At 71.3% G+C, this 23,128-nt stretch carries 21 protein-coding genes and 1 tRNA gene; 16 read left to right on the top strand and 6 right to left on the bottom strand.

The window, feature by feature from the left end; genetic code table 11:
* The first annotated feature begins 10 nt into the window (after positions 1 to 10).
* Positions 11 to 667, top strand: a complete 657-nt coding sequence (locus tag ACFY3I_RS10755) for a class I SAM-dependent methyltransferase (protein WP_390860283.1) — start codon at positions 11 to 13, stop codon at positions 665 to 667.
* A 92-nt stretch (positions 668 to 759) separates the two neighbouring features.
* Here ACFY3I_RS10755 and ACFY3I_RS10750 read toward each other — a convergent pair whose 3' ends face one another.
* The gene (locus ACFY3I_RS10750; RefSeq protein WP_264926508.1) at positions 760 to 1,002 is read right to left on the bottom strand and encodes a mycoredoxin; all 243 of its coding nucleotides are present in this window, start codon (positions 1,000 to 1,002) and stop codon (positions 760 to 762) included.
* 180 nt (positions 1,003 to 1,182) lie between these two features.
* Between ACFY3I_RS10750 and ACFY3I_RS10745 the strand changes: the two genes are divergently transcribed.
* From ACFY3I_RS10745 to ACFY3I_RS10730, 4 genes are all read left to right on the top strand, one after another.
* A complete protein-coding gene (locus tag ACFY3I_RS10745) occupies positions 1,183 to 3,378 on the top strand; it encodes an ATP-dependent DNA helicase UvrD2 (RefSeq protein WP_390860282.1) in 2,196 nt (731 codons plus the stop codon).
* Between the two features lie 200 nt (positions 3,379 to 3,578).
* Positions 3,579 to 3,863 (top strand): hypothetical protein, encoded by a 285-nt coding sequence (locus tag ACFY3I_RS10740; protein ID WP_390860506.1) that lies wholly within the window; start codon positions 3,579 to 3,581, stop codon positions 3,861 to 3,863.
* A 173-nt stretch (positions 3,864 to 4,036) separates the two neighbouring features.
* Positions 4,037 to 4,405, top strand: a complete 369-nt coding sequence (locus ACFY3I_RS10735; RefSeq protein WP_365290546.1) for a WhiB family transcriptional regulator — start codon at positions 4,037 to 4,039, stop codon at positions 4,403 to 4,405.
* Positions 4,402 to 4,728 carry a hypothetical protein gene (locus ACFY3I_RS10730; protein ID WP_365290548.1) on the top strand — a complete coding sequence of 109 codons (327 nt, stop codon included), beginning with the start codon at positions 4,402 to 4,404 and terminating at the stop codon, positions 4,726 to 4,728. The genes ACFY3I_RS10735 and ACFY3I_RS10730 overlap by 4 nt, the downstream gene beginning before the upstream one ends.
* Positions 4,729 to 4,852: 124 nt before the next feature.
* Here ACFY3I_RS10730 and ACFY3I_RS10725 read toward each other — a convergent pair whose 3' ends face one another.
* On the bottom strand, positions 4,853 to 6,358 hold the full coding sequence (locus ACFY3I_RS10725) for an ABC1 kinase family protein (protein WP_390860281.1): 1,506 nt from the start codon (positions 6,356 to 6,358) through the stop codon (positions 4,853 to 4,855).
* Positions 6,351 to 7,556, bottom strand: a complete 1,206-nt coding sequence (locus tag ACFY3I_RS10720) for a TOMM precursor leader peptide-binding protein (RefSeq protein WP_390860280.1) — start codon at positions 7,554 to 7,556, stop codon at positions 6,351 to 6,353. The genes ACFY3I_RS10725 and ACFY3I_RS10720 overlap by 8 nt, the downstream gene beginning before the upstream one ends.
* A 226-nt stretch (positions 7,557 to 7,782) precedes the next feature.
* On the opposite strand from ACFY3I_RS10720, the gene ACFY3I_RS10715 reads away from it, so the two are divergent.
* The 4 genes from ACFY3I_RS10715 (at position 7,783) to ACFY3I_RS10700 (ending at position 11,656) form a co-directional block, all read left to right on the top strand.
* On the top strand, positions 7,783 to 8,379 hold the full coding sequence (locus tag ACFY3I_RS10715; RefSeq protein WP_390860279.1) for a M48 family metallopeptidase: 597 nt from the start codon (positions 7,783 to 7,785) through the stop codon (positions 8,377 to 8,379).
* 138 nt (positions 8,380 to 8,517) lie between these two features.
* Positions 8,518 to 10,191 (top strand): TerD family protein, encoded by a 1,674-nt coding sequence (locus tag ACFY3I_RS10710; protein WP_390860278.1) that lies wholly within the window; start codon positions 8,518 to 8,520, stop codon positions 10,189 to 10,191.
* Between the two features lie 11 nt (positions 10,192 to 10,202).
* On the top strand, positions 10,203 to 10,883 hold the full coding sequence (locus ACFY3I_RS10705; RefSeq protein ID WP_365290557.1) for an AIM24 family protein: 681 nt from the start codon (positions 10,203 to 10,205) through the stop codon (positions 10,881 to 10,883).
* 17 nt (positions 10,884 to 10,900) lie between these two features.
* Entirely contained in the window at positions 10,901 to 11,656 is a 756-nt protein-coding gene (locus ACFY3I_RS10700; RefSeq protein WP_362722996.1) for an AIM24 family protein, read from the top strand.
* A 61-nt stretch (positions 11,657 to 11,717) separates the two neighbouring features.
* Here ACFY3I_RS10700 and ACFY3I_RS10695 read toward each other — a convergent pair whose 3' ends face one another.
* Together ACFY3I_RS10695 and ACFY3I_RS10690 are read right to left on the bottom strand one after the other, a co-directional pair.
* Positions 11,718 to 12,239: an NUDIX hydrolase gene (locus ACFY3I_RS10695; protein ID WP_390860277.1), complete on the bottom strand. Its 522-nt coding sequence runs from the start codon at positions 12,237 to 12,239 to the stop codon at positions 11,718 to 11,720.
* Positions 12,236 to 13,702, bottom strand: a complete 1,467-nt coding sequence (locus ACFY3I_RS10690; RefSeq protein ID WP_390860276.1) for a zinc-dependent metalloprotease — start codon at positions 13,700 to 13,702, stop codon at positions 12,236 to 12,238. Before ACFY3I_RS10690 ends, ACFY3I_RS10695 begins: the two co-directional genes overlap by 4 nt.
* A gap of 193 nt (positions 13,703 to 13,895) precedes the next feature.
* Between ACFY3I_RS10690 and ACFY3I_RS10685 the strand changes: the two genes are divergently transcribed.
* The 4 genes from ACFY3I_RS10685 to ACFY3I_RS10670 all read left to right on the top strand — a co-directional run bounded on the left by ACFY3I_RS10685 (position 13,896) and on the right by ACFY3I_RS10670 (position 17,080).
* Positions 13,896 to 15,008 carry an SDR family oxidoreductase gene (locus ACFY3I_RS10685; protein WP_365290564.1) on the top strand — a complete coding sequence of 371 codons (1,113 nt, stop codon included), beginning with the start codon at positions 13,896 to 13,898 and terminating at the stop codon, positions 15,006 to 15,008.
* Positions 15,009 to 15,177: 169 nt separating this feature from the next.
* Positions 15,178 to 15,639 carry a molybdenum cofactor biosynthesis protein MoaE gene (locus ACFY3I_RS10680; RefSeq protein ID WP_365290566.1) on the top strand — a complete coding sequence of 154 codons (462 nt, stop codon included), beginning with the start codon at positions 15,178 to 15,180 and terminating at the stop codon, positions 15,637 to 15,639.
* Positions 15,640 to 15,757: 118 nt separating this feature from the next.
* Entirely contained in the window at positions 15,758 to 15,922 is a 165-nt protein-coding gene (locus tag ACFY3I_RS10675) for a hypothetical protein (RefSeq protein WP_365290568.1), read from the top strand.
* Between the two features lie 60 nt (positions 15,923 to 15,982).
* Positions 15,983 to 17,080, top strand: coding sequence for a PDZ domain-containing protein (locus ACFY3I_RS10670; protein WP_390860275.1), 1,098 nt, complete (start codon positions 15,983 to 15,985; stop codon positions 17,078 to 17,080).
* A 110-nt stretch (positions 17,081 to 17,190) separates the two neighbouring features.
* Here ACFY3I_RS10670 and ACFY3I_RS10665 read toward each other — a convergent pair whose 3' ends face one another.
* A complete protein-coding gene (locus tag ACFY3I_RS10665) occupies positions 17,191 to 17,733 on the bottom strand; it encodes a PPA1309 family protein (protein WP_390860274.1) in 543 nt (180 codons plus the stop codon).
* Positions 17,734 to 17,899: 166 nt separating this feature from the next.
* Here ACFY3I_RS10665 and ACFY3I_RS10660 point away from each other — a divergent pair, with 166 nt between their 5' ends.
* The 3 genes from ACFY3I_RS10660 (at position 17,900) to ACFY3I_RS10650 (ending at position 23,120) form a co-directional block, all read left to right on the top strand.
* A complete protein-coding gene (locus ACFY3I_RS10660) occupies positions 17,900 to 20,881 on the top strand; it encodes a UPF0182 family protein (protein WP_390860273.1) in 2,982 nt (993 codons plus the stop codon).
* A gap of 41 nt (positions 20,882 to 20,922) precedes the next feature.
* Positions 20,923 to 20,996 (top strand) — tRNA-Met (locus ACFY3I_RS10655).
* A gap of 282 nt (positions 20,997 to 21,278) precedes the next feature.
* Positions 21,279 to 23,120, top strand: a complete 1,842-nt coding sequence (locus ACFY3I_RS10650) for a sel1 repeat family protein (protein WP_390860272.1) — start codon at positions 21,279 to 21,281, stop codon at positions 23,118 to 23,120.
* Positions 23,121 to 23,128: the final 8 nt, after the last annotated feature.

Raw genomic sequence — 23,128 nt, 5'->3', positions numbered from 1 at the left:
GACCTTGCTGATGACCGACACCCACGACAGCACCGACATCCACGACACCTACTGGAACCACAACGTCCACTACCACCCGGTGGTGCTCGACGCCGTGCCGCCCGGCTGCCGGGCCGCCCTGGACGTGGGCTGCGGCGACGGCCTGCTCGCCACCGCGCTCGCGGCCCGGGCGGAGTCGGTGACCGGCGTGGACCGGTCGGCGGAGATGATCCGGCTGGCGCAGAAGAGGGACGACCCGGGGAACGTCACCTTCCTGGAAGGTGACTACCTCGACGGCACGCTCCTCACCGAGGGAAGCTTCGACTTCGTCAGCGCGGTGGCCGTCGTCCACCACGCCCCGTTCGACGACGCGATCGCCCGGCTGGTGCGGCTGCTCGCGCCCGGCGGGCGGCTGGTCGTCGTCGGCATGGCGTACAACCGCACCCTCGTGGACCGGGTGATCAGCGGGTGCGGAGTCCCGGCGTCGCTGGTGCTGCGTGCGCGCAGGCGCGGCACCGAGCGGGGTCCGTCCGGCATGCCCGTCGAGAATCCGATCATGAACTGGAAGGAAGCCCGGCGGGCCACCGCACACCTGCTTCCCGGCCGCAGATACCGGCGGCGGCTGCTGTGGCGGTACACCCTGGTGTGGGACAAGCCGGACGACGGCGAACGCGAAGGCGGTCCCTGAACCGGGTCAGGGACCGCCTTGGTGAGGAGCGTGCGCCCGCGCTCCGCCGCGCCGGACGCCGGGGGCGCGGAACGCGGGCGAGCGCGGGACGACTACACGCTGATCTTCTGCTTGACCTGGGCCAGCGAGGGGTTCGTCAGGGTGGAGCCGTCGGCGAAGAGCACCGTCGGGACCGTCTGGTTTCCGCCGTTCGCCTTCTCGACGAAAGCGGCCGACTCCGGGTCCTGCTCGATGTTGATCTCGGTGTACGCGATGCCCTCGCGGTCCATCTGGCTCTTCAGCCGGCGGCAGTAGCCGCACCACGTGGTGCTGTACATCGTCACAGTGCCCTGCATCTCGCTCGCGCTCCTTAAGCAGGTCGGGAAAATCATGCAGGAGGGGAACGTACGCGCCCCCTCCGCCATTCCCGCAGCGCCCGTCACCCCGAGGTGACGCCTGCCGCATTAGTACGACTACGAGAGGCCGCCTGTGGACAACCGGCACAGCGGTCTTCGGTGACCTGGCAGCATGGCGGTGTGACAGCAGCAACGCACTCCTCCCTCTTCCCGCAGGCACCGGACTCTGCCGACGCGGTGCTCGACGGGCTCGACCCCGAGCAGCGCGAGGTGGCGACCGCCCTGCACGGGCCGGTGTGCGTGCTGGCCGGAGCCGGTACCGGCAAGACCCGGGCGATCACCCACCGGATCGCCTACGGGGTCCGGGCCGGGGTGCTCCAGCCGTCCAGCGTGCTCGCCGTCACCTTCACCAACCGGGCCGCCGGGGAGATGCGCGGCCGGCTGCGCCAGCTCGGCGCCCAGGGCGTGCAGGCCCGTACCTTCCACTCGGCCGCGCTCCGCCAGCTCCAGTTCTTCTGGCCGAAAGCCGTCGGTGGCTCGCTGCCCCGGCTCATCGACCGCAAGATCCAACTGGTCGCGGACGCGGCCGCCGCCTGCCGTATCCGGCTCGACCGGGGCGAGCTGCGGGACGTCACCGCCGAGATCGAGTGGTCCAAGGTCACCCAGACCGTCCCCGCCGACTATCCGCCCGCCGTCGCGAAGACCGGCCGTGAGGCTCCCCGGGACCCGGCCGAGATCGCCCAGATCTACTCGGTCTACGAGGACCTGAAGCGGGGGCGAGGGGTCATCGACTTCGAGGACGTCCTGCTGCTCACCGTCGCCGTCCTGCAGGACCGGCACGACATCGCCGAGCAGGTCCGTGCCCAGTACCAGCACTTCGTCGTCGACGAGTACCAGGACGTCAGCCCCCTCCAGCAGCGTCTGCTGGAGCTGTGGCTCGGCGACCGGGACAGCCTGTGCGTGGTCGGAGACGCCAGCCAGACCATCTACTCGTTCACAGGAGCAACCCCCGACCATCTGCTCGACTTCCGTACCCGCCACCCCGGGGCCACCGTCGTCAAGCTGGTCCGCGACTACCGCTCCACCCCCCAGGTCGTCCACCTCGCCAACGGCCTGCTGGCCCAGGCCCGCGGCCGGGCCGCCGACCACCGCCTGGAACTGATCTCCCAGCGTCCCGCGGGACCCGAACCCGTCCACACCGAGTACACCGACGAGCCCGCCGAGGCCGAGGGCGCCGCGCGCCGGATCCGCGAACTCGTCGACGCCGGGGTCCCGGCCGCCGAGATCGCCGTCCTGTTCCGCACCAACTCCCAGTCCGAGATCTACGAGCAGGCCCTGGCCGACGCCGGCGTGCCCTACCAGTTGCGCGGCGCCGAGCGGTTCTTCGACCGGCCCGAGGTGCGCAAGGCGGGGGTCGCCCTGCGTGCCGCGGCCCGCTTCGGCGGCAACGACGTGCTGCTCGAGGACACCGTCGACCTGCCCTCCCAGGTGCGCGCGGTCCTCTCCGGGGAGGGCTGGACCACCGAGCCGCCGGCCGGCTCGGGCGCGGTCCGGGAGCGCTGGGAGTCACTGGCGGCCCTGGTCAACCTGGCGCACGACGTGACCGCCGCCCGGCCCGCCGCCTCTCTCGCCGAGTTCGTGACGGAACTCGACGAGCGCGCGAACGCCCAGCACGCCCCTACGGTCCAGGGCGTCACCCTCGCCTCCCTGCACTCGGCGAAGGGCCTGGAGTGGGACGTCGTCTTCCTGGTCGGTGTCGCCGAGGGGATGATGCCGATCACCTATGCGAAGACCGACGAGCAGATCGAGGAGGAACGGCGTCTCCTCTATGTCGGCGTGACCCGGGCCCGGGAGCGGCTCCATCTGTCCTGGTCGCTCTCCCGTACCCCCGGCGGCCGCGCCGGCCGCCGGCCCAGCCGCTTCCTTGACGGGCTGCGCCCCGGCTCCACCGGCACCGTCGGACGCGGCTCCGGCTCCGGCACCGCGGGCGTCGAACGCGGTTTCACCGCGGGCTCCGTGGCCGCCCCCAGGCGTACCCAGCGGACCCCCGCCCGCTGCCGGGTGTGCGGTCGCACCCTGACGGACGCCGGCGAGATGAAACTGATGCGCTGCGACGGCTGCCCGTCGGACATGGACGAAGGCCTCTACGAGCGGTTGCGGGAGTGGCGCGCGGACCAGGCCCGGCTCAGCGGCCAGCCCGCCTTCTGCGTCTTCACGGACAGGACGCTGGTGGCGATCGCCGAGAGCGCGCCGGACGACGACCGTGAGCTGGCCCGGATTCCCGGCGTCGGCATGCGCAAGCTCAACCGTTACGGAGCCGATGTTCTGGCCATCTGCGCAGGTCGGCAGCCCGGAGGAGCGGGAGATGGGGACTGATGCCAACTCGTCGAAAAAATAGTTTGCGCATGCCCCGGCAATCCCCATAGGTTCTAGGCACGGAAGCGGCGGCCTTCTCGAAGGCCCGGTTCCGTGTTGTACTTGCATATCCGAGTGGACTGGTTCGCCCCAGTCCCCATAGACGCCGAGAGGAGGCGAGTCCAGTGATCAGCATCAAGACCAACATCAGTGCGGCCAAAATGACCGATCTCTCGGCCGTCTCCGCGTGCATGCTCGGCGTCTCGAACCTGGGCACCGGTCTGTCCGGCATTCGTGCCGTGCGTCCGGCGTCCTCCTCCGTTTCTCTCGCGGGCCTTCCCGTCCGTGAGGGCAATGAGCGACCGACACAGGCACTGGAAGCAGTAGTGGCACGGGCCCAGGCCTATGCCTTTACGGCGACCGGTGCCGGAAGCCGGAAGCAGACGACGCAGCACCACCTGATGTGGGCCTTCCGTGGGCCAGAACCCTGGAGTGATCCAGCCTGAATCGATCAGGCCGGCGCCTTCAGGGCCGCGGAACCCCATCCGGGATCCGCGGCCCTTCTGTTTGTCCCCACCCCAGGGACGAACGGCGAAGGAGCCTCGGGCACGAGCAGAACCCGGTACCAGCCGCCAACCGGTCCAACCCGACCGGCACGACCAGACGAGGAACAACAGCCGTGCAACTCGAAGCGCACGCCCCGTCCGTACCGCCTTCCCAAACGATCCCGCCGCCCGGCTCCACGGAGGACTCCACCTTGATCCCCCTCACCGCGCTCACCGCGCTCGACGACGCCATCGAGAACCTCGGCGTACCCGTCCCCTGCCGTTCGTACGACCCGGAGGTCTTCTTCGCGGAGTCGCCGGCGGACGTCGAGTACGCCAAGTCCCTCTGCCGTACCTGCCCGCTGATCGAGGCCTGCCTCGCCGGTGCCAAGGAGCGGCGTGAGCCCTGGGGCGTCTGGGGTGGCGAGCTGTTCGTCCAGGGTGTCGTCGTCGCCCGCAAGCGGCCCCGTGGCCGCCCGCGCAAGAACCCGGTCTCGGCATGAACATCCACGGAACGATCGACCGTCCCCTCACGCACGATCCCAAGAAGCAGGCCCCGATGAAGCCGTCCACCAGCGAGCCCACCGGCTCCGCGATCCCAGACTTCACCCTCGCCGGTAAGACCACCGGCTCGCGTCAGAACAGGACCCGCGAGATGCAACTCATCCCAGAAGCGCTGGCTCGTGCGCATATGCACGAGCGAATGCACCAGGCCGAGCGGGAAAGCCGCGCCGTGCGTCTGGCGACCGCTCGCCGGATGCAGCGCCGCGCCGAGCGCGCCTCGATGCGCGCCCGCCGCGCGCTCGCCATGGCCGTCATGCAGTGATCCTGAACACCTGAAGCGGTGGCCTCCCGGTCCAGGGCGGCGAAGGCTTCACGCGGGGGCCGGTCCGGCCGAACGGACCGGCCCCCGCGGTGCGTTGCGCGCGGATCGGTGTGCCGCGGCGCCCCTACTGGGCCTCCACGGCGGCCTCCGTCACCCCGGCCTCCGCCACTCCGGCCTCCGCCACCCCGGCCTCCGCCACTCCGGCCTCCGCCCCCCTGGCTTCCGGCACCTCGGCCTCTTCGGGCCCGTCCTCTTCGGAGCCGTCCTCTTCGGGCCCGTTCTCTTCGAGGTCCGCGTCTTCGAGCAGGAACCCGGGAAGCCATCCCTCCAGTTCCTCTCGCAGCCGTACCGTCGCGCCGAGCTGGCACAGCACACCGATGGTGCTCAGGGTCACCCGGTGTATCAGCAGGTAGGAAGGCGGCAGGTTGAGCTGTTTGCCCAGCTGGTAGGCGGGGTTGCGGGGGTCGGCGATGCGGGCGGCCTGGCTGCGCATCCAGTCGCGGGTGAAGGTGAACTCGTCGACCTGCGCGGGTTCGATGATCGGCAGCAGGTAGTCCAGGACCGCGTCGGGGTCCAGCTCTATCGAGTCCTTCACGAACCCCTCGGCGCGCAGCAGTTCGTAGACCGCCTCGGCGTCACCGTCCAGCGTCATGCGCAGGGAGTCGCCGATGGGGGTGGGCAGACCGCCCGCGAGGCGGTCGACGGTTCCGAAGTCCAGCACACCGAGGAGCCACTCCTCCTCGTGCTCGGGTCCGCCGGGCAGCAGCCGGAAGTTCCCCGGATGCGGGTCCGCGTGCAGCAGCCCGGTGCGGGCCGGGCCCGAGAACAGGAACCGCGCCAGGAGCTGGCCGGCCCGGTCGCGCTGCTCCTGCGTACCCCGCGAGATGATCTCGGAGAGCGGTATGCCGTCGATCCACTCCGTGACCAGGACCTGCTCGCACTGGTGCACCACCGCGGGGACCACCACGTCGGGGTCGCCGGCGAACTCCTCGGCGTGCGCGGACTGGGCCTGCGCCTCCAGGGCGTAGTCCAGCTCCTCCGAGACCCGGTCGCGCAACTCCGCGATCAGCGGCTTGATGTCCATGCCCGGGATCAGCGGACCCAGCAGGCGGGCGAAGCGGCTCAGTTGTCCGAGGTCGGACAGCAGGGCCTCACCGGCTCCCGGGTACTGCACCTTGACCGCGACCACCCGGCCGTCGTGCCACACCGCCCGGTGCACCTGGCCGATCGAGGCCGCCGCCGCGGGTTTCTCCTCGAACTCCAGGAACAGCTCCCGCCAGTCCTCGCCCAGGCGCTCGGCGAGCACCGCGTGCATGGTGCGGGTCGGCATCGGCGGCGCGGCGTCCTGGAGCCGGGTGAGAGCCGCACGGTAGGGACCGGCGATCTCCTCGGGGAGGGCGGACTCGAAGACGGACAGGGCCTGCCCGAACTTCATGGCCCCGCCCTTCAACTCTCCGAGAACCTTGAAGAGTTGCTCCGCGGTGCGCTGTTGGAGTTCGCGGCCGACCAGCTCCGCGGACTCACCCACGATGCGCTTGCCCAGACCCCAGGTCGCCCGGCCGGCGATGCCGAGCGGGAGCGCGGCGAGCTTGGCGGTCCGGGTGACCGCCTTCCGGGGAAGATCAGACATGCGCCCTCCAAGTCCCAGTCGGCCACGCGGCGTCCGTGCGTTCTTCTCGCTCCGCCGACGGCCGTTGCACCACCATTGTCTCGTGCGGAGCCCCGTCCTCGGATGAGTGCTCCCCTTTAGCTTTCTCCGCCGCTCCGCACGGGCATGCGGGATGCGGCCGGACCGGCCGCGCCTGCCAGTGCAGAGTGGGCACGGACGCCTCCCAGCGCACTCCGGTGGCGGAGGGCAGCTCCCCGTCGAGGTGGGCCAGGGCGTGTGCGGCGGCCAGTCCCGCCACGGCCGCGGCCAGTGTCAGGTCGCAGGCCCCCACCCGGCGGGCACGCCCGGACCGCCACTGGGCGATCAGACGAGGCCAGGCCGGGTCCCGGTCCACGCGGTGTTCGTGCAGGCAGCGGGCGCAGCCGGTCCCGCCGGGCAGGACGAGCGGGCCGACGACGCCGGTGCCCTCCACGACACCTGTGTGGAGATGAGGTGTCCCGGAGGCCATGAGCGGTTCGGCGGCGCCCGCGTCCGGGGCGTGCACGAGGACGTCGTCGCGCGGTGCGATGATCACCAGGGAGAGGCCGGGCTCCTCCCCGGCCGGCTCCGTACGGCGCGGCGGGTGATCCGGGGCCGCGCGGCGGACGACTCCACGGGCCGCCTCGTCGCGCCGCTCGCCGATCGCCTCCGCGGGCAGTCCGCCCGGCGCCACGTCCCACGGCTGGACGTGGCCCACGTCCCGTACGTCCACCTCGCCGACGCCCGCGCCCGACAGCAGTGCGGCCAGCGTGACACCGACCCGGCCCGCACCCCGCACCTGCACCCGCTGGGCGCGCCGGGCCGCGAGCCGGGCGATCGCGCCGCCCGGCTCCGGAGTGATCAGGGACAGCGACGCGAGATCGGGGCCGAGCCGGTGCAGGACCTCGCGTTTCGCGCGCAGCGCCGCCGCGGCCGGTCCGCCGCCGTGGGCGTCGTCGACGAGCCCGGCCCGTGACAGCTGCTCGACCAGCGCGTCGACGTGCCCGTCCGGCAGGTCCATGCGCCGTCCCTCGGCGCGCAGCAGCGGGAGCCCGCGGGCGCCGTCGAGCAGGTCCAGGAAGCTGCCGGTCGCCGGGTCCATGGGACCCAGCGTCATCGCGTGCGCCGGTGTCATCCCGAACTGCACGGTGTTGAGATCACGCCAGCCGCGCCGCAGCGCGGGCTTCATCAACGGATGCATGACAGTCCCCCGTGGCCGTCGAAGGTGGTGGAAGATCCCTGTCGGCGGGTGGAGCCGGTCACGCTCCGCCCGACGACTGCCAGCATGCCCGGCCCGCCGTTCGGGCGTCGAAAGTTATCCACAGGCGGTGGGTATTCGTCGTACAAATCAGACGCATGGTGGGGGATCGGCATCGAACCGTCCCGGACCCGGGACTTCCCACGTGCGCAGCGGGTAACGTCGGGGCGTGCCCGCCGACCCACTGCACCGCGCCGGAAACCCACAGCGCAGCATGACGAGCCAGCCGCCCAGCGGCTTGGGGGTGAGCGCGATCGAGGTTCGCAGAAGCGCCCGGCGCCGCCGGACGGTCTCCGCGTACCGCGAGGGCGATCGCACCGTCGTACTGATCCCCGCCCGGATGTCCGAGGCGGAGGAGAAACGCTGGGTCACCGTCATGCTCAACAAGCTCGCCGCCCAGGAGAGCAAGCGAGTGCTGGGTGACGTCGAACTGGTCGAGCGCGCCGAACGGCTCTCGGCCCAGTACTTCGACGGCCGGGCCCGCCCCGCCACGGTGCGCTGGGTCACCAACCAGAACACGCGCTGGGGCTCCTGCACCCCCGCCGAGGGCAGCATCCGGCTCTCGCACCGGCTCCAGGGCATGCCCGAGTACGTCGTCGACTACGTGCTCTGTCATGAACTGGCACATCTGCTGGTACCCGGACACGGTCCCGACTTCTGGCGGCTCCTGGACGTCTATCCGCGGACCGAACGGGCCCGGGGCTACCTCGAAGGGGTGGTCGCCGCCGACCGGCTGCCCCACCTGCCCGGAGTCCGCGACGAGTGACCGCCCGGGCGGCCGTTTCCCCCGGGACCGGCCGAGCCCGGTTGTGTACCGGGTCTGTACCGACTTCCTCCGATGTCCGAGTTAGCCGTTAGCCTGGCGCGACGCACTCACATTCGGGATGGGGGACGGTCGTAGCACATGGCCAGGGAATTCCAACGCGGCCACAAGGCCAGGATCAGTGACCTGACGGCGGGCACGGATCTGTACGTAGGTGTGCAGATCGCCGGGCCCGGCCTGTCCTTCGACATCAGCTGCTTCGGCCTGGACGCCGACGAACGGCTGTCGGACGACCGGTACTTCGTCTTCTTCAACCAGCCGAAGTCCCCCGAGGAGTCCATCCAGCTGCTGGGTGCGCAGGCGGGCGACACCGAGTCCTTCCGGATCACGCTGGACCGGATCCCGCCGCAGATCCAGAAGCTGGCGTTCACGGCGACCCTCGACGGCGCCGGCCAGATGTCGCAGGTCGGGCCCGGATACCTCCGGATCGTCGCGGGCGGCGAGGAGGTGGCCCGCTACGCGTTCGACGGCTCCGAGTTCTCCACCGAACGCGCCGTGATGCTGGGCGACTTCTACCTGAAGGACGTGTGGCGCTTCGCCGCCGTCGGGCAGGGTTTCGACGGCGGTCTGGAGGCGCTGCTGAAGAACTTCGGCGGCGAGGTGATGGAGGAGGAGGCGCCCGCCGCGCCCGAGCCGCAGCCGTCGCAGGCCGGCTCCGCGCCCGGATTCGCGCCGCCCGCGTTCGCCGCGCCGGCCGGGTCCGCACCGACCCCCGCCCCGGCACCCCCCGCGCCCGCGCCGCCGTACACCCCGGCCCCCGCGCCCCAGGGTTTCACCCCGCCCCCGGCCCCCGGGCCCGCGCCGCATCCGAACGTGCACGGCGCGCCCACCGTCATCGCCCCGCTCGCCCCCGGCACCGTCCCGCCGCCGTCCCCGGTGCCCTCGCCCTACGGCCAGCCGCCGGCTCCCGGCGCGCCCATGCCGCCCGGCTACGGCGGGCCCCCGGCGGCCCCGCAGCCCGCGCCCCCGCTGCCGGGCTACCCGCAGACGCCCCAGGCCCCGGGACCGCCCCCGGGCTACGGCCAGCAGCCGCCGTTCGGGCAGGTGCCCGGCCAGCAGACCTACGGAGTTCCGCAGGGCGCCCCCCAGGGCGGTGCCGGGGTGGGGCCGGCGCTCCAGAAGTTCAAGGAGACGCCCACCGGGCAGCGCTGGACGCAGCAGAACAGCAAGCTGGTCCGGGTCGACCTCGGCATGGGCGGCCAGCCCGCGCTCGCCCGGCAGGGCAGCATGGTGCTCTACCAGGGCAAGGTCGACTTCAGCTACAAGGGCGCCGGGTTCGCCGGCCGGATCGTGGGCAACGCGACCGGCCAGGAGATGCAGTTGATGCGCTGCACCGGCAACGGCCAGGTGTTCCTCGCCGAGAACTCCGCGTACCTGCACCCCATCGAGCTCCAGGGCGACGCGATCTGCGTCTCCGCCGAGAGCGTCCTCGCCTTCGACGAGAGCCTCCAGTACGAGGTCCGCCGGATCGAGGGGCACGGCATTCCCGGCGGCGCGCTGTTCACGATGCAGTTCCAGGGCACCGGCACGATCGTCGTCAAGACGCACGGCACGCCCGTCGTGCTGCCCGTGACACCGACGACGTTCGCCGACTGCAACGCCGTGGTCGCGTGGTCGGCGGCCTCCCAGGTGATCGTCTCCAGCCAGGTCCGGATGCGCCGCAACGCCTATCCCGGCGACACCGGCGAGAGCGTCAACCTGCAGTTCCGGGGCGCCCCCGGCAACTTCATCGTGGTCCAGCCGTACGAGGTCTGAGGGAGCCCGTCATGAACCAGCCGCTCGCGGGCTACGCCCCCGCACCCGTCACCGCCCGCATGGAGAACCACGGCGACCACATGCTGAAGGTCGCCATGCAGACCGGCAGCGACCTCCTCGCGCGCGTGGGGTCGATGGTCGCCTACGAGGGCTTCGTCCAGTACGAGCCCAACCCGCCGGCCGTCCGCCAGATCGCCCGGGACTGGGCGACCGGCGAGGGCACGCCGCTGATGAAGTGCTCCGGAGACGGCCTGCTCTACCTCGCCGACTACGGGGCGAACGTCGTCGTCATCAACCTCAACGGCGACGGCATCTCCGTGAACGCCACCAACCTGCTCGCCTTCGACGCCCACCTCACCTGGGGCGTGGAGCGGGTGAAGGGGCTCGCGAAGTTCGCCGGCCAGGGCCTGTGGAACACCAAGATCTCAGGGCAGGGCTGGGTCGCGCTGACCTCCCGTGGCAAGCCGATCGTCGTCGACTGCGGCGGTGGCGAGGACGAGACGTACGTCGACCCGGACGCGCTGGTCGCCTGGTCGCCGAACCTCAAGGTGAAGGGCAAGCGCAGCTTCAAGGCGCAGTCCCTGATCGGCCGGGGCAGCGGCGAGGCCTTCCAGATGGCCTTCTCCGGGCAGGGCATCGTCGTAGTCCAGCCCAGCGAGGACAGCACCGACCGCCTTCGTTTCCGGGGCTGAGGGGGAGCCAGACAATCATGCAGAGCCCGCTTTTCGCGTTCAACGACTCCCAGGCCCGGGACCGCTACAGCCTGCAGAACAAGCAGATGCTGCGGGTCGTCCTGGAGGGCCACGACGACGTCCTCGCCCGCAAGGGCACGATGGTCGCCTACCAGGGTCTCGTCGAGTTCGACGCCGAGTACACCAACAACCAGCAGTCACGCGCGCGTGCGTACACCGGCGAGGGCCTGGACCTGATGCGCTGCCACGGGCAGGGCACGGTCTACCTCGCCAACCTCGCCCAGCACGTGCACGTCCTGGACGTGGAGCAGGAGGGGCTGACCGTGGACAGCGGCTACGTCCTCGCCATGGACTCCTCGCTGCACTACGAGGTGGTCGCCGTGGACAGCCTCTACGGCATCTCGGGTTCCGGGAAGTACCAGCTCAACATCACCGGACGCGGCAAGGTCGCCCTGATGACCTCGGGTGCTCCGCTGCTGATGCAGGTCACGCCGGACAAGTACGTCAACTGCGACGCCGACGCGATCGTCGCCTGGTCCACCGGGCTGCGCGTCCAGATGCAGGCCCAGACGCACTCCTCGGGGGTGTGGCGGCGTCGCGGCAGCACCGGCGAGGGCTGGGAGCTGAGCTTCATGGGAAGTGGCTTCGCGTTGGTCCAGCCGAGTGAACTGCTGCCGCCGCAGGGTGCCCAGATCGGCCAGGGCCTCGCCGCCCAGTTCGGAATGGGCCAGCAGGGCGCGCGTGGCATGAACCAGGGGAACGCCTGGAGCTGACGGCCACCGGGTAAGGGGCGCGTGCCGTGGCCGGCGCCCCTTACCCGCACGGGCCGGCGGTTCAGATCCGCGCCCGGACCGCCTCCAGCAGTCGTACGACCGAGTCGTCGGCGACCTCCGCGACCTCGTCGTAGGCGAACCAGCGCACGTCAAGCGACTCGTCGCTGACCGCGTGGGCGGCACCGGACGGGGCCACGGCCGCGTACTGGACGTCGAAGTGCCAGTGGCACGGCGCCGGGATCGGGTGCCGGTCCAGGCGGACCGGGCCGCCGGGCAGCAGCGTCAGCCCGGGGATCCCGGACTCCTCGGTGGCCTCCCGCAGGGCCGCCTCGGCCAGCGTGGGGTCACCCGGTTCGCAGTGGCCGCCCATCTGCAGCCACATGCGCAGCTTCCGGTGCAGGGTCAGCAGCACCCGCCCGCGCTCGGGATCGACGACCAGCGCGCTCGCCGTGACATGTCCCGCGTGGCAGGCCTTCCAGATGCCGTCGGGGTGCGCCGCGAGATGGTCCAGGTAGGCCTGGCGCAGCTCTCCCTGGTCCTCGTACCCCTTGAGGACGAGGACCACGTCGTCGTACAGGCTCACTCGGTTTCGTCGCCCTCTGTCCGCTCGTCCTTCTCGTCCGTGTCCCGGTCCGTGTGCTTGTCCGGGTCGGGCTTGTGCAGGCCGGGCTTCTCGGCCGCCTCGCCGAGCATCTTGTCCAGCTCGGAGAAGTCCAGCTGCTCGCGGTGGACGAAGCCGTCCGGGTCGTCCAGGTCACCGGCCGTCGGCAGCATGTCGGGGTGCGCCCACAGGGCGTCACGGCCGTCGACGCCGCGCGCGTCGGTGAGCGAGGCCCAGAGACGGGAGGCGTCGCGCAGCCGGCGCGGGCGCAGCTCCAGGCCGATCAGCGTGGCGAACGTCTGCTCCGCGGGACCGCCGGTGGCGCGGCGGCGGCGCAGGGTCTCGCGCAGCGCGTCGGCGGACGACAGGCGCGGCTTGGCCGCCGCGTGCACCACCGCGTCGACCCAGCCCTCGACCAGCGCCAGCGCGGTCTCCAGACGGGCCAGCGCCGCCTTCTGCTCGGGCGTGTCCTCGGGCTGGAACATGCCCTGCTGGAGCGCGTCCTGAAGCTGCTCGGGGTTCTGCGGATCGAACTGGCCGACCACGTCCTCCAGCTTCGCGGTGTCGACCTTGATCCCGCGCGCGTACCCGTCGACCGCGCCGAACAGGTGTGAGCGCAGCCATGCGACGTGAGCGAACAGGCGCTGGTGGGCCGCCTCGCGCAGCGCGAGGTACAGCCGCACCTCCTCCTTGGGCACGCCGAGGTCCTTGCCGAACGCCTCGATGTTCACCGGCAGCAGCGCGGCCCGGCCGATCGGGCCGAGCGGCAGGCCGATGTCGGTCGATCCGACGACCTCACCCGCGAGCACGCCGACGGCCTGCCCGATCTGGGTGCCGAACATGGCGCCGCCCATCGAGCGCATCATGCCGATCAGCGGGCCGGCCATGGCCTGCATCTCCTCCGGCAGGACGTCGCCCATCGCGGCGCCGACCCGCTCGGCGACCGGGTCGACCAGCTCCTGCCAGGCGGGCAGCGTCGCCTCCACCCACTCCGCGCGTGACCACGCGACGGCCGAGCCGGAACCGGAGGGCAGCGACGTCGCGTCGTCGAGCCACAGGTCGGCCAGCCGGACCGCCTCCTGGACCGCCGTGCGGTCCGAGGGGCCCACGCTCGCGTCCTTGACGCCGTCGGAGGTCCCCTGGGAGACCGTCTGGCGGGCGATCTGCTTGGCCATGTCCCAGTTCACCGGGCCGCCCTCGTAGGAGAGCATCTGGCCCAGCTGCTGGAACGCGGCGCCCAGGTCGGTGGGGTTCAGCGAACCGAACATGGCAGCGAACGGATTGTCGGCACCGGGGCCGCCGAAGCCGCCGGCTCCGGATGCGCCGAAACCGAACGGGTTGGCCGGTCCCTGCCCACCACCGCTCTGCTGGTCCTTCTTCTTGCCCTCGTCGCCGTCTTCCGGCTCCTCCGGCGGAAGGCCGAAACCGAATGGGGTGTCACTCACGGGAATCCTCGGCTGGTAAGGCCACCGGTTCTCTCCCGGCGGCGCGGCTGCCCGACAACACCACCCAGCGTAGACACCCCGACCCGATCGGGCCTCGGTGCTTCGCCGACAGTCGGCCTGCGGCAGGATGGATGCCACCTGGTACGTACGCGTCACTCACGCTCGTACAGAAGACAACCGCTGGAGACGCCCGGTGAGTTCCCCAGATCCGCAGGTTCGCGCAGCGCGAAACCCGTCAACCCCTGCCGCGGTGCGCGGGCCGGTCGTCGCCGTCACCGGCGCCGCGACCGGGGTCGGCGCGCTGCTCACCGAGCGGCTGGCCGCCTCCGAGGAGATCAAGCAGGTCATCGCCATCGACGAGCGGCGCGGGGAGTGCGCGGACGCGCAGTGGCACATTCTCGACGTGCGGGATCCGGCCATCGCGGACAAGCTCCGCGGGGCCGACGTGGTGGTGCATCTCGCGCTCGACCTGGATCTGGAGACCGATCCGGCGGCCCGTACGGCCTACAACGTGCGCGGAACGCAGACCGTGCTGACGGCGGCGGCCGCCGCCGGCGTGCACCGCGTGGTGCTGTGCACCTCCGCGATGGTCTACGGCGCGCTCCCGGACAACGAGCTGCCGCTGTCGGAGGACGCCGAGCTGCGTGCCACGGCGGAGGCCACCGGTGTGGGCGACCTCCTGGAGATCGAGCGGCTCGCGCGCCGGGCGCCCCGCGCGCACCCCGGGCTCAATGTCACCGTCGTGCGCCCCGCGGTCCTCGTCGGTGGCACCGACACCGCACTGACCAGGTACTTCGAGTCGCCCCGTCTGCTCGTCGTGGCGGGCTCCCGGCCCGCCTGGCAGTTCTGTCACGTCGAGGACCTGTGCAGCGCGCTGGAGTGCGCGGTGCTGGAGCGGGTCGACGGGGAACTCGCCGTCGGCTGCGACGGGTGGCTCGAGCAGGAGGAGGTCGAGGAGCTCAGCGGGATCCGGCGGATGGAGCTGCCGTCCGCGGTGGCGCTGGGCGCCGCGGCCCGGCTGCACCGGATCGGGCTGACGCCGTCGCCCGCCGGGGATCTCGCCTACACGATGTATCCGTGGGTGGTCAGCGGCAGCCGGCTGCACGACGCGGGCTGGCGGCCCGCGTGGACGAACGAGGAGGTGCTCGCCGAGCTGCTGGAGGAGGCGGCGGGACGGCACACGGTGGCCGGGCGGCGGCTGGGCCGCAAGGACGCGACGGCGGCGGGCGCGGCGGGCGCGACGGTCGCGCTGCTGGGCGCGGCGGCCGTGGTACGGCGGGCACGCAAGGCCCGGCGGCGGATCTGAGGGCCGGACCCCGCCCCCTCGCCGCTTGCACGGCCTCGGCTCGCCCCGCGGGCGTGGGACCTGTGTTCCGGTCGGGCCGTCGTTTCTGTAGGAGTCTCCAACCGGCACGCGCGCGTACCGGTGGTCGGGCGTATTCCGCGTGGTCCCGGGCGTGCGGCACGATGGGGGCATGGCTGCTGTGAACGATCATCCCGGTGAGCTGGGTGCCGAAGATCCCGTCAGGCTGATCGGGATCCGGGAGGGCGCGCTGTCCGTGGACGAGGTCTTCGCGGCCGTCGGGGACGACGCCGCGGGGGGTGTCGCGCTGTTCGTCGGGACCGTGCGCAACCACGACGGGGGCGCCGACGTGGACGCGCTCGGCTATTCGTGTCATCCCAGTGCGGAGAGCGAGATGCGGCGGATCGCCGAGAAGGTCGCCGCCGAGTACCCGGTGCGGGCGCTGGCCGCCGTGCACCGGGTGGGGGACCTGCGGGTGGGTGATCTCGCCGTGGTCGTCGGCGTGTCCTGTCCGCATCGCGGTGATGCCTTCGAAGCTTGTCGAAAGCTGATCGACGACATCAAGCACGAAGTGCCCATCTGGAAGCACCAGAAGTTCTCGGATGGGACGGAGGAATGGGTCGGAGCCTGCTGAAGAACACCTGTCCGACCTCCGGTTGCGTAACCGTACCCCCCGCGTGAGCGTTGTCAGTGCGGATGATTAATCTGCTGATCAGTCAGTCGCGGACGGTCGTAGGGGTTGGGAGGTCGGCATGGGGGCGCTCGTCTGGTTGCTGATTCCGCTTGTGGCCGCGGTCGCCGCCGGCCTGTGGGGCAGCTGGGCCAGCCGGACCAGGCGGGCACGGAGCGACGGCCCCGAACTCGACGGCTACGCGCGATTCCGCGAGGCCATGGAGCGGTCGCACACCGGCGGCTGAGGCCGGTCCGACGGGTGGCCCTGACGGTGCGCTGACAGACACGTCCCGTACTGTCTTTGCATGCCACGCCGCACCGCGACGATGCTCGCCTCCACCCTGATGCTGATCGCGCTCCTGTGCGCCGGAGTGCTCATCAACGTGCCGTACTCGGAGATGTCGCCCGGCCCGACCGTGAACACGCTCGGGGACCACGGTGGCGAGCCGGTGCTGCAGATCTCCGGTCACAAGACCTATCCGACCTCCGGGCACCTGAACATGACAACGGTGCGGGTCACCAGCGCCGACTACAAGATGAACCTCGTGGAGGCCGTCTACGGATGGCTCTCGCACGACAGCAAGGTCGTGCCGCACGACACGCTCTACCCGGACGGCAAGACCGAGCAGCAGTCCACCCAGGAGAACGCCGAGGAGTTCAGCGAGTCCCAGGAGAGCGCGAAGGTCGCCGCCCTGAAGGAGCTGGGCGTCCCGGTGCAGTCCTGGGTCATCGTCTCGACGGTCCTCAAGGGCTCGCCCTCCGAGGGCAGGCTGCACGCCGGTGACGTGATCAAGGCCGTCGACGGCAAGGCGGTCAAGCAGCCGACCGACGTCGCGACGCTGGTGACCAAGCACAAGCCGGGCGAGGACGTCGTCTTCACGGTCGTACCGGCCAAGGAGCAGGCCGCCGCCGAGAAGGCCGACAAGACGGCCACCAGGACGCAGAACGTCACGGTGACCACGACCTCCGCCACCGCCGACGGGGAGAAGCGCGCGATCGTCGGGATCTCCGCGGGCACCGACCACACGTTCCCGTTCTCCATCGACATCAAGCTCGCCGACGTCGGCGGACCGAGCGCCGGCCTCATGTTCGCCCTCGGCATCTACGACAAGCTCACCCCGGGCGACCTCACCGGCGGAAAGTTCGTCGCCGGCACCGGGACGATCGCCGACGACGGCACGGTCGGCCCGATCGGTGGCATCGCCCTGAAGACGATCGGGGCGCGCAGCAAGGGCGCCCAGTACTTCCTGACGCCGGCCGACAACTGCGCCGAAGCCGCCAAGGACACCCCGGGCGGACTCACCCTGGTCAAGGTCAAGACGATCGACGACGCCCTCGGCGCCCTCAAGGACATCCGCGCCGGGGACACCGGCGCCCTGCCGAAGTGCACCGCCAAGGGCTGAGCAACCGCGGCTGACCGCAAGAGCCCGGGGCGCCCGTCCTGACGAGGGGCGCCCCGATGCCGTGTGCGGGCCCCCGGGCGCGTCGGACGCGGTCCGCGCGGGCCGCGGGCTCAGTCCGCGAACGTGGCCTTCAGCGCCTCCGCCAGGCCCGGCACGAGGTCGGGGCCGGTGAGGACCTCCGTCGGCGTGTCCTTCTCGCGCAGCCGGACCGCCGAGTCGCGGCTGCCGTCCCGCAGCACGCCGACCGTCATCCGGACCTCCTGCCGGTCCGGGTGCTGAGCCACCCACCTGGCCAGCTTGGCCTCGCTCAGCCCCTCCGGGACCTGGTTCTCGGCGGACGGCGGCAGCATCAGCCGCTCCACGGTGAGCGCGCAGCCCACCACCGCGTCCGGCCAGGCGATGGTGCCCAGGAACTCGTCCAGCGCTTTGTCCGTTGGCACTTCGTCCTGCTCGATCGGGGTGAGACCGGTGGTCGCCGAGTCGTCCTCCAGACCGAGCTGGGCGGCGAGAGCCGGTTCCTGCGTGCGCAGCCGTGCGGTGTCGACGAGGGCGAAGAGGCGAGCGGGCTGGTCCCAGCCGAGGCCGGAGGCGTACTCGTCGATCTCGAGTAGGGCCCGGGTGAGCGGGTTCGCTGCCATGGGAGTGTTGGACATGGTCACAATCCTGCCTCGTTCATGGCCGGAATCGGGAACCGAGTAAGTCATGAGTAAGTTGCATAGGTGTGGCCCCACGATCACCGGGTGCCATGTCCGGCCCTCGGGCAAGAGGGTCTGACGCAACAAAAGCGGATCAACAGCGGATCAAACAGCGAACTTCGAGGTGCGCACCTTGGCTTTCCAGATGCCGGACCGCGGCGGAGGCCCGACGGGGCCGCGGATGAGAGCGGGCCGCCCGTCCCGGCGCGTCCGGACCCTGCTCATGACATTGGGCGTCCTCGCCGTACTCGGCATGGCGTTCACCATGTTCGCGGGCTTCTGGACGGACTGGCTCTGGTACCGGTCGGTGCACTACTCCTCGGTGTTCACCACCACCCTGTGGACGAAGATCGGGCTGTTCTCCGTCTTCGGGCTGCTGATGGCGGCGGCGGTGGGCTTCAACATCTGGCTCGCGCACCGGCTGCGGCCGCCGCTGAGCGCCATGTCCATGGAGCAGCAGAGCCTGGACCGCTACCGGATGGGGATCGCGCCGTACAAGCGGTGGCTGCTGCTCGCGGTCACCGCGCTGGTCGGGCTGATCGCCGGCGCCTCCGCCGCCGGGCAGTGGCGCACCTGGCTGATGTGGGTGAACGGCGTGCCCTTCCACCAGGAGGACCCGCAGTTCCACCTCGACGTCTCCTTCTACGCCTTCGACCTGCCCTGGTACCGGTTCCTGCTGGGCTTCGGCTTCGCCACCGCGATCCTCTCCCTGATCGCCGCCGCGCTCACCCACTACCTGTACGGCGGGCTGCGTGTCACCAGCCCGGGCGCGCGCGCCACCGGTGCCGCGACCGGCCACCTCTCGGTGCTGCTCGGCCTCTTCGTCGCGCTCAAGGCGGTCGCCTACTGGCTGGACCGCTACGGGCTGGCGGTCAAGTCCAGCGACTTCAAGGCCACCGGCAACTGGACGGGCCTCAGGTACGTCGACGCGAACGCGTACCTGCCGGCCAAGACGATCCTGTTCTGCATCGCCGTCATCTGCGCGCTGCTGTTCTTCGCGACCCTGTGGCGGCGCACCTGGCAGCTGCCCGTCATCGGCTTCGGCCTGATGGTCCTGTCCGCGATCCTCATCGGCGGCCTCTACCCGGCGATCGTCCAGAAGTTCCAGGTCCAGCCCAACGAGCAGGCCAAGGAAGCCCCGTACGTCCAGAAGAACCTCCAGGCGACCCGCGAGGCCTACGGCATCGACGACACGAAGGTCACCGAGTACAAGGGCACGAGCACGACCACGGACAAGTCGAAGCTCCGGGCCGACGTCGACAACACGGCGAGCATCCGGATCATGGACCCGAACATCGTCTCGCCCACGTTCCAGCAGCTCCAGCAGATGCGGAACTACTACGCGTTCCCGACCAATCTGGACGTGGACCGCTACACCAAGGACGGCAAGATCCAGGACACCGTCATCGGCCTGCGCGAGCTGAACCTCGACGGCATCCCGAAGAACAACTGGATCAACGACCATTTCCGCTACACCCACGGCTACGGCGTGGTCGCCGCCAAGGGCACCGAGGCCGACGACCAGGGCCAGCCGGTCTTCACCGAGTCCGACCTGCCCTCCACGGGCGACCTAGGGACGTACCAGCAGCGCGTCTACTACGGCGAGAAGACCAACACCTACTCGATCGTCGGCGGACCCCAGAAGGAGATCGACTACTCCGACGACAACGGTGAGGAGCTGACCAGTTACGCGGGCAAGAGCGGGGTCAGTCTCTCCAGCCCGATCAACCGGGCCGCGTACGCGGTGGCGTTCAACGAGCCGCAGATCCTGTACTCGGGGGCGATCGGCAAGGGCTCGCGGATCCTGTACAACCGCACGCCCAAGGAGCGCGTGGAGGCGGTCGCCCCGTGGCTGACCATCGACGGCGACGCGTACCCGGCGGTGGTGAAGGGCCGGATCCAGTGGATCGTCGACGCCTACACGACGTCGAACGGCTACCCCTACGCGTCCCGCACGACCCTCGGTGACACCACCGCCGACTCGCTGACGGCGAACAACAACTCGCGTGCGGTGGTGGCCCAGCAGAACCAGGTCAACTACATCCGCAACTCGGTGAAGGCGACGGTCGACGCGTACACCGGCGAGGTCAAGCTCTACCAGTGGGACACGAAGGACCCGGTGCTGAAGACCTGGATGAAGGCCTTCCCGGGGACGGTGCGGCCCATGAGCGCCATCTCGAAGGACCTGATGGACCATCTCCGGTATCCGCAGGACCTGTTCAAGGTGCAGCGCGAACTGCTCACCCGCTACCACGTGACGGACGCCCAGACGTTCCTGACCGGCAGCGAGGTGTGGCAGGTGCCCGACGACCCGACCAACAAGTCGGGCGACGCGGTGCCGCCGTACTACCTGAGCATGAAGATGCCGGACCAGATCGCGCAGACGTTCTCGCTGTCGACGACGTTCACGCCCAACGGCCGGGACAACCTCAGCGCGTTCATGTCGGTCGACTCCGAGGCGGGTTCCCAGGACTACGGCAAGATCAGAATCCTGAAACTGCCGACCAGTACGACCGTCGACGGACCCAAACAGGTCCAGAGCAAGTTCAACTCCGAACAGGAGATCGCCGCCGCCATCAAACTCCTCAAGGGCGGCGACTCCGAGGTCGAGTACGGCAATCTGCTGACCGTGCCACTGGACGGGGGACTGCTGTACGCGGAGCCGGTCTACGTCCGCGGGGCCGGCGTCAAGTACCCGCTGTTGCGCAAGGTTCTGGTCAACTACCAGGGCAGGACCGTCTTCGAGAACACCCTCGGCGAGGCGCTCGGCAAGGTCTTCGGGCCGGGTGACACGGACACCGGGTCCTCCGACACGGGATCGTCCGACGGCGGCACGACCACCCCGCCGTCGTCCGGCAACCCGACGGTCCAACAGGCGCTGAGCGACGCCCAGAAGGCCTTCGAGGCGGGACAGGAGGCCCTGAAGAAGGGCGACTGGACGGCGTACGGCAAGGCCCAGGAGGAGCTGAAGGACGCGCTCAGCCGGGCCGAGGCGGCGCAGTCCGCCTCCGGAGGGACCGGTGGCGGCAGGTCGCCCGGCGCCAGTCCCAGCCCGGGTGCCAGTACGAGTCCCACCGCGAGCGGCAGCCCCGGTACGAGCGGGTGATCGAGACCGCCCCGCGCCGTGATACGGTTTGAACACAACGGCGCGGGGTGGAGCAGCTCGGTAGCTCGCTGGGCTCATAACCCAGAGGTCGCAGGTTCAAATCCTGTCCCCGCTACTGAAGTCGAAGGCCCGGATCCTTTTTGGATCCGGGCCTTCGTGGTGTGCGGACGGTCGGGCAACGGCGCCCGGACCGGCGGTTCCTGGTGTGCGGAGCGGTCGCGGCCGCTGTCCGGACGGGCGGCGAACGCATGTACCGGTGCGCGGGGTCGCCGCGCCGCCGGGGGGAGTTGGGCGGGGTGTGTTTGGCTTGTCGTTCTGTGGGCATGTCGACAAAACGCTGAAGTGACCTCACGGGTTGCGCTATACCGGATGTACCCAGGTTGCAGGTGGTGCGACGATGGACGTTATGGGGGACAAGGCAACTCTGTTCGAGACAGGGCGGTTTGTGCTGCCTTCGGGCGAGGAGCCGACCCGCGACGAGGCCGTGGAGGCCGCTGAGGAAGCACGTCACCGGCTGCACGCCGAAGCCGGTGACGTCGAGTCGATGAGTGTCCTCGGCGCCATGCTGCTGCGCCGCGGCGACCTCGACGGGGCCGAACCCCAGTTGCGTGCCGCCACCGCCGCCGGTGACCGTGCCGCCGCCAACAACCTCGGCGTCCTGCTCCACCAGCGCGGCTACCCCGACGAGGCCGCGGGCTGGTGGCGGATCGCCGCCGTGGCCGGTTCCGCGGCGGCCGCGCACGCCCTCGGCCGGTACCACCGCGAACGCGGCGACGAGCCGGCCGCCGAGTACTGGCTGCGCCAGTCCGCCGAGCAGGGCCACCCGCTCGGCGCCTACGCGCTCGCCGACCTGCTGGAGCACCGCGGCGACGCGCACGCCGGCCACTGGATGCGGGCCGCCGCCGAACGCGGGCACCGGGAGGCGGCGTACCGGCTGGCGCGCGCGCTGGACCGCAGGGCGGGCGTGGGCGAGGGCGAGACCGCGCTCGACGACGCCGTCGCCGCGGAGGCCGCGGCCGGGACCCCGGAGGCCGCGGAGGCCGAGCAGTGGTACCGGCAGGCCGCCGCCCGCGGCCACCGGCGGGCGGCGCTGCACCTGGGGGCGATCCTGGAGCGGCGCGGCGAGCTCAAGGAGGCCGGGCGCTGGTACCTGACCTCCGCCAAGGACGGCGAACCCCGGGCCGCCTGCGCGCTCGGCTTCCTGCTGCGCGACGCGGGGGACACCGAGAGTGCCGCCGTGTGGTGGCTGCGGGCGGCGCAGGACGGTGACGGCAACGCGGCCAACGCGCTCGGCGCGCTGCACGCGGAGCGCGGCGAGACGCAGACCGCCGAGCGCTGGTACCGGGCGGCCATGGACGCGGGCGACGACAACGGGGCGTACAACCTCGCCCTGCTCTGCGTCGAGCAGGGGCGGACCGCGCAGGCCGAGCAGTGGTACCGGCGGGCGGCCTACGCGGGGCACCGGGAGGCGGCGAACGCGCTCGCCGTCCTGCTGCTCCAGGTCGGCGACACGGCGGGGGCCGAACCGTGGTTCTCCAAGGCCGCCGAGGCCGGCAGCGTGGACGCCGCCTTCAACCTCGGGATCCTGTACGCGGGCCGGGGCGAGGAGCGCGTCGCGCTGCGCTGCTACGAGCGTGCGGCCGCCGCCGGGCACACGGAGGCGGCGCTCCAGGTCGGCATCGCCCGGCTGCGCGAGGGCGACGAGGCGGCCGCGGAACGGCACTTGCGGTGCGCCGCGGGCGGCGGGAGCGCCGAGGCCGCGTACCGGCTGGCCGCCGTGCTCGACGCGCGCCGGCCGAAGATCTCCGAGCACGAGCTCGGCGAACCCTCGGCGCACGCCAAGACCGAGTGCGAGGAGTGGTACGAGCGGGCCGCGTCGCAGGGGCACAGGCGGGCCCAGGTGCGGGTCGGGATGCTCGCCGCCGCGCGCGGGGACGTGGTGGAGGCGGCGCGCTGGTACCGGGTCGCCGCCGAGGCAGGCTCGCGCAACGGCGCGTTCAACCTCGGGCTGCTGCTGGCCCGGGAGGGAAGCGAGCCCGAGGCCGCCGTGTGGTGGCAGCGGGCCGCCGACGCGGGGCACGGACGGGCGGCGCTCCGGCTGGCCCTGGTCTACGCGCGTCGTGGCGAGCTGGCCGAGGGGCAGCGGTGGGCCGACCGGGCGGTGGCCCTGGGACCGGCCGAGGTCGTCGAGCGGGCGGGGCGGCTGCGGGACGCGCTGCGCGAGGAGCTGTCCGCCTGACCTGGGTC

It is taken from the genome of Streptomyces sp. NPDC001068 (genome assembly GCF_042897315.1).
Classification (GTDB): Bacteria; Actinomycetota; Actinomycetes; order Streptomycetales; family Streptomycetaceae; genus Streptomyces.
The sequence above is the reverse complement of the archived record's forward strand: the minus strand, read 5'-3'. Positions and strand labels throughout refer to the sequence as shown.

What these genes read in the sequence shown, in the direction of transcription:
- ACFY3I_RS10710 (WP_390860278.1), top strand. Translation starts at nt 8,518, where the DNA reads ATGGCCAGGGAATTCCAACGCGGCCACAAGGCCAGGATCAGTGACCTG.
- ACFY3I_RS10725 (WP_390860281.1), bottom strand. Translation starts at nt 6,358, where the DNA reads ATGTCTGATCTTCCCCGGAAGGCGGTCACCCGGACCGCCAAGCTCGCC.
- ACFY3I_RS10650 (WP_390860272.1), top strand. Translation starts at nt 21,279, where the DNA reads ATGGACGTTATGGGGGACAAGGCAACTCTGTTCGAGACAGGGCGGTTT.
- ACFY3I_RS10700 (WP_362722996.1), top strand. Translation starts at nt 10,901, where the DNA reads ATGCAGAGCCCGCTTTTCGCGTTCAACGACTCCCAGGCCCGGGACCGC.
- ACFY3I_RS10755 (WP_390860283.1), top strand. Translation starts at nt 11, where the DNA reads ATGACCGACACCCACGACAGCACCGACATCCACGACACCTACTGGAAC.
- ACFY3I_RS10750 (WP_264926508.1), bottom strand. Translation starts at nt 1,002, where the DNA reads ATGCAGGGCACTGTGACGATGTACAGCACCACGTGGTGCGGCTACTGC.
- ACFY3I_RS10730 (WP_365290548.1), top strand. Translation starts at nt 4,402, where the DNA reads ATGAACATCCACGGAACGATCGACCGTCCCCTCACGCACGATCCCAAG.
- ACFY3I_RS10670 (WP_390860275.1), top strand. Translation starts at nt 15,983, where the DNA reads ATGCCACGCCGCACCGCGACGATGCTCGCCTCCACCCTGATGCTGATC.
- ACFY3I_RS10680 (WP_365290566.1), top strand. Translation starts at nt 15,178, where the DNA reads ATGGCTGCTGTGAACGATCATCCCGGTGAGCTGGGTGCCGAAGATCCC.
- ACFY3I_RS10665 (WP_390860274.1), bottom strand. Translation starts at nt 17,733, where the DNA reads ATGTCCAACACTCCCATGGCAGCGAACCCGCTCACCCGGGCCCTACTC.
- ACFY3I_RS10740 (WP_390860506.1), top strand. Translation starts at nt 3,579, where the DNA reads ATGACCGATCTCTCGGCCGTCTCCGCGTGCATGCTCGGCGTCTCGAAC.
- ACFY3I_RS10720 (WP_390860280.1), bottom strand. Translation starts at nt 7,556, where the DNA reads ATGCATCCGTTGATGAAGCCCGCGCTGCGGCGCGGCTGGCGTGATCTC.
- ACFY3I_RS10675 (WP_365290568.1), top strand. Translation starts at nt 15,758, where the DNA reads ATGGGGGCGCTCGTCTGGTTGCTGATTCCGCTTGTGGCCGCGGTCGCC.
- ACFY3I_RS10705 (WP_365290557.1), top strand. Translation starts at nt 10,203, where the DNA reads ATGAACCAGCCGCTCGCGGGCTACGCCCCCGCACCCGTCACCGCCCGC.